Source organism: Mycoplasma paraquilae (assembly GCF_048284415.1).
In the GTDB taxonomy this organism is placed as follows: Bacteria; Bacillota_I; Bacilli_A; order Mycoplasmatales; family Metamycoplasmataceae; genus Mycoplasmopsis.
The window spans coordinates 1-6,011 of record NZ_JBLVZU010000008.1 but is presented as its reverse complement, the minus strand read 5'-3'; the positions used below and the strand labels follow the sequence as shown (position 1 = coordinate 6,011).

Below are 6,011 nucleotides of genomic sequence, written 5' to 3'. Positions count from 1 at the left end.
GTGATGTTAGAGATGAAAACATCTTGAAAATAGGGCCAAATGTTTTCCAAAATAACACTAAATTGACCTCTATTTCATTCCCTAATGTAACAAGCATAGGTGATGATGCGTTTACTCATGTATCAGGATTAACATATATTGAACTTCCAAAAGTAAAATATATAACTCAATATAATCAATTCCCAAATTATAGTAATAGTACATTAAGATTCATAAAAATGGATATGTTAAAGAACCTTGATTTAATATGATTCTCAAATAGTAAAAACTTAACAACTGTTTCATTTAACAGTCTAAAAACTATTGATGAAAAATTTAGAAATTTAACAAGTTTAACATTTATTAGTTTTAATGATGCTATTTATATTAATGAATATGCTTTTGCAGGAACGAAAAATCTAACTACAGTTTCATTCCCTAATGTTATAGAAATAGGAGACAAAGCTTTTGGTGGAGCTATAAACCTAAAAACAGCTGAATTTCCAAAAGTTAAATATATTGGAAACGGAGCTTTTGATAATACTCCTAAGCTGATTAATAAACCTAGTGTAAAATAGAATAACCAAACTGCCTAGCATTACAAGTGCTGGGCTTTATTCTGCAATAAAAAAATGATCAATTAATCTAATTATAGTTTTCTATTGATATAGCAAAATCCTTTTGTTTTATAAAAAAGAATATAATTTAAGTGTGATAAACAATGAAAAAACCATTTCAATATAAATATCATTATTAAGAATGATCTTTATTTAAGTGGTTGTGAAAGGAAAAAATGACTAAAATTGCAAAGTATATAATAATAGTTACAAGTGGGCTTGTTGTTGGGTCTGCTGTCATTGCTATTCCGAGTGTTATTTATAAAAAACACAAAAATTATCAAGACGAACAAACAAAATTAAAAGAGACTGAAAAACGAATAACAGTATCACTAAATAATTCTATAAATAAGGCAGAAAAGTATGCTTCAGAGATAACTGCTAATGATATTTTGTTTAAGAACTACGATAACTCATTATTCTCTATTTCGTTAGCAGAAACTAATGTACCATTAAACCATAAGCTTAATTTAGCACCTCAAAATATGATTAATGGTTCAAATACTAAAGTTCAATATTTTGCTGCTAATGATAATGATGGAACATTGCATTTTAAATATAGAATTCAATCTAAAAAATATAGTGACTTATATACAATAAAATCTTGCATTTTAAATGGTTTTAAAACATTAAAAGCTGATGTTATTATTAAACCAATTAATCCTGAAATAAAGAAGCCAATCAGTGAAAAAAATGTTGTTGAATTTGATTATAACTATGGAGAAAATAAAGCTAAGGTTAAATTTAATGCCGATAATAGTAAATTAGTAATTAAAGATATCGAAACAGTTACAGACAAGGACCTAGGATCTATATTAAATTTACTAGCTGAAAAAAGTATTCAGCCCATTAATAAAGGTATTATATTAGATTGCCCGGATACAAAAGTATTCCCTTTATACAATCCTACATATTATAGAATAGCAAAGATTAATCTACCTAAGTTAGAAAAAGTAACTTATGTAGAAGATCCAGGAAAAATGGATCCAGGTGCTTTAGTCTGAGGACTTCAAGATGATAAAGTAGTGCAAAATGGAATTCTTTTTAAATGAGCAAATCCTAGTGGCGATATTTATGATGAATCAATTACTCAAATTATGCCCGGTGCTTTTGGTGATATAAGTAAAATTACTTCAATAAATCTCCCAAATTTAAAAGATATTTCTAGTCATGCCTTTAGAAGCGTATCAAAAATTGATGATTTATTCCCTCTTATAAAGTCAAAAGTGGTTTTAAATAACATTTTAATTAAATGACCTGAAGCAGTAGGCGATATTGAAGATAACCATATTACAAAAATTTATAATTATGCATTTGAAAATAATCAAAATATTACCTCAGTATCATTCCCTAATGTGACAAGTATTGGAGATGAGGCGTTTTATGGAAGTACAAATTTAGCTTCGGTAAACTTCCCAAAAGTTGAATCAATTGGAACTCAAGTATTTGGCAATACCAAAAAATTAGATGACAAAATTGTTTTAAATAATATTTTAGCAAAATGAGATAATGCAGCTGGTGATTTATATGATGATAAAATTACAAAAATAGCTTCAGGAGTATTTTCTGGACAAAATAATGTTACATCAGTTTCATTCCCTAATGTAACAGATATTGAATTTGCAGCTTTTATGGGAATGCGTGATTTATCAACTGTGCTTTTACCAAAAGTAATAAATATTGGTGAACTTGCATTTGCATTAAATACCGAGTTAAAAATTGTTGATTTCCCAAATGCCAAAATAATCGGAAGATCTGCATTTATGGATGATATCAACCTTGAAACTGTTTCGTTTCCTAATGTAATTAGTGTTGGAGACGAAGCCTTTAAAAAGGCAAATAAATTAAAATCAGTTAATTTTGATAATGCAATTTATATTGGTGCAGATTCATTTCAAAATGCAAATAGTCTAACATCAGTTTCATTCCCAATGGCAGAAATTATAGGATATGGAGCTTTTGCAGGTGCAACAAATCTTACTTCAGCAATTTTTCCTAAAGTAACCGAAATTGGTGATGTTGCATTCAGAGATAATAATTCCCTTGATAAAGTAGAATTTCCGGCAATCAAAAATGTAGGAAATGATATTTTTAGCAATACTCCTAAACTATTAGGCAAAATAGTTTTAGGAAATACGCTTGTAAAATGAAGTGATGCAAGTGGCAATATTAGTGATGATAATATTACTAAAATTGCAGCAAACGCATTTCAAGATAACACCAATATAACTTCTATTTCATTCCCGAATGTTACAAATGTTGGATATGAGGCTTTTGCAGGCACAACAAATTTAACTTCAGTTACTTTACCTAATGTCACAAGTGTTGGGGTTAGAGCATTTAGTGGAGCAAAAAATTTAGTTTCAATAGAGTTGCCTAAAGCAACAAACATAGGTAATCAAGCATTTAGTGAAGCAATAAAATTAACCTCAATTGATTTACCACAATTAATAAATCTTGGAACTTCAGTATTTTATAATACTTCAAGTTTAGTCGATATAAAACTAGCTAAAATGCATTACATTCCAGCCTCAGCATTTCAAGGTGCAAGCAGTTTAACAACCCTATTTGCTCCTAACGTTACTTATATAGGTAGTGATGCATTTAAAGATGCAACTAGTTTAACTTCTGCAATTTTTCCAAAAGTCGTTGAAATCGAAGATTCAGCTTTCGATGGAGCAATTAATTTAGAAGAAATATCATTCCCAAAAATTGAAAAATTATCAGGTGGAGACATATTTAAAAATACTCCAAAACTTCCTGATAAGATTATACTAAATGGCTTTTTAGCAAAATGAGATAATGCTAGTGGTGATATAAGTGATGATACAATATCAATAATCAATGATAATGTTTTTAAAGATAACAATAATATTACTTCTATTTCCTTCCCTAATGTTATTAGTGTGGGAAATTCTGCCTTTCAAGGTTCTAAAAAAATAGCTTCCATTAATTTGCCTAATGTAATTAGCATTGGAGATTTAGCATTTCAAGGATTGGAACATTTAACAAGCATTTCTTTACCAAATGTTGAAAAAATTGGTAGATCTTCATTTAAGGAAAACACGAATTTAGTGTCAATTAGTGCTCCAAAAGTTATTGAAATTGGTTCAGGAGCCTTTGCTTTTGATTTGAAATTAGAAACAGTTAACTTCCCAGAACTCACTAAAATAAACGAAGAAACTTTTATGGGCACAAAAGGATTGAAATTAATTTTTGCTCCTAAAGTAAATGAAATAAATAGTTCAGCATTCGAAAATGCAGAATCTTTAACATCCGTTTCATTCCCTAATGTAACCTTTATTGGAGAATATGCATTCAAAAATAATAAGAATCTAAAATCAGCATCATTCCCAGAAGTAATTGAAATTAAATCTTACGCTTTTGGTAACGATATTAATTTGAACTCAGTGTATGCGCCTAAGGTCAAAATCCTTTCACCTAATTCTTTTGATCACACTCCAAAATTAACAAATATACCTATTGTAAATCCTTAATTAATAGCATTATAAAAACTAGCTTTAAGAGTTACATTTCTAATATTAACTCATTAGCAAATAAACTATAATTCAATGAGCTGACAAGAAATTTGTCGGCTTTTTTATACATCAGCTTCAAATAAGAACACATGCTAAAACTAAAGCATTAGTATACAGTAAAAATAGTTATTTAAAAGAATAGTACTTATTAATACTTTCTTATTACTTTATATTTTATTTTTTATTTAAATCGTATAATTACTTAAGCAAATTTTCATATTTTAAATTAATGTTGCTACCTGGTAGTACTCATAGTGACTTCTTCTTTTTTTTTTTTTTTTGCAATAATAAAATAAGGCAGCAATATATATTTCCGTTACTATACTTATATCTATATAAAAAAACTAACTTTTATACCAACTGTACTCTATTGCTAGCCAACAATAGAAAGGAAAAAATGAAGAGAAAGAAATTATTTATAATATTTTTATTTGCTTCAGCATCAAGCATTATTACTATGCCTTTAGTAGCTGGATCATGTAATAATAAGAATAATGAAAATAACCCTGAATCCAAACCCATAGTTACTCCTGCTCCTAACCCAGGAACAACACCCAAGCTAGTTGACACTCCTAAACCAACTCCAATAATTACAACAGTCAAAAAAGATAATAATACATATTCATTTCTATATACCGATAATAATAAAAAGACTAATGGAAAGTATTATAAAAATGAAAATAGAATAGTGATACAAGATGCGCAAGATATTACTGCTAAAATGTTAACTGAAATATTTAATTACATTCATAAAAATTACGATATTAATAATGAGAGTTTTATATTGGAATGTCCTGAAGCAAAAAGAATTTCTTTAAAATTTGAACGTCCATCAGGAATGTCTTCTGTTAAAATAAAAAAACTTAATTTACCTAAAATAGAAAATGTGATTAATAATAAAGATGGTGGCTCAGAATGGCTTAATCATTCATTAGAAGAAGATAAGGTAGTTCAAAATGGGATACTATTTCAATGAAATAATGCTTATGGAGACATAGAGGATAAAACTATTAGAAAAATAGTTGCAAAGGCTTTTCGTTGAAATGAGCGCATTACATCTATTAACTTCCCTAATATTGAATATATCGATCCCAATGCTTTTGGAGTAGTATATACAGGATACCCATTAAGGCAAGAATATCCCCCTCTCATAAATATAAAAACAAATAAACTTGTTATAAATGGCACATTACTTAAATGATCTGATGCTAGTGGAGATATTGCTGATGATAGCATCACAAGTATTGCAGGTGGAGTGTTTATAAATAACCAAGAGATTACTTCAGTATCATTCCCTAACGTTACAAGTGTTGGAGATCGAGCATTTGCAAATACATGAATGTTAAAATCAGCTTCACTCCCTAAAGCCACAAGTATTGGATGGTGGGCTTTCAAAGATGCACATGACCTAACAGCAATAGATATACCAAACTTAAAAGAAGTTGGATGACAAGCATTCGATGGTACAAGTTATCTGAAAAGTAAAATTGTGATTAATGGCAAACTAACTAGGTGAGATGGTGCTAGTGGTGATATTGCTGATGATAGTGTCACCAGCATTGCAGCTAATGTGTTTAAAAACAATCAAAATATTACCTCAGCATCATTCCCTAATGTTACAAGTATTGAAGATTCAGCTTTCGAAGGTGCAATAAATTTAGTATCAGTAGATATACCAAATTTAAAGCAAATAAGTCATAATGCTTTTGAAAACACCCCTAAACTAATGAGCAAAATAGCGGTAGATGGCAAACTGATAAAATGAGTTGGTGCTAGTGGTGATATTGCTGATGATAACATCACAAGTATTGCAGCTGATGCGTTTAAAAACAATCAAAATATTACCTCAGCATCATTCCCTAATGTTACAAGTATT

3 protein-coding genes are annotated in these 6,011 nt (G+C 29.0%); all 3 read left to right on the top strand.

The features are described 5' to 3' along the window. On the top strand, window positions 1-557 hold a 557-nt coding region (locus ACNQ12_RS03480; RefSeq protein ID WP_418042000.1), incomplete at its 5' end, for a leucine-rich repeat domain-containing protein. Window positions 558-772: 215 nt separating this feature from the next. Then, on the top strand, window positions 773-4,093 hold the full coding sequence (locus ACNQ12_RS03475) for a leucine-rich repeat domain-containing protein (protein ID WP_418042171.1): 3,321 nt from the start codon (window positions 773-775) through the stop codon (window positions 4,091-4,093). A 439-nt stretch (window positions 4,094-4,532) separates the two neighbouring features. Continuing rightward, a partial coding sequence (locus ACNQ12_RS03470; protein ID WP_418042169.1) for a leucine-rich repeat protein occupies window positions 4,533-6,011 on the top strand: 1,479 nt, incomplete at its 3' end.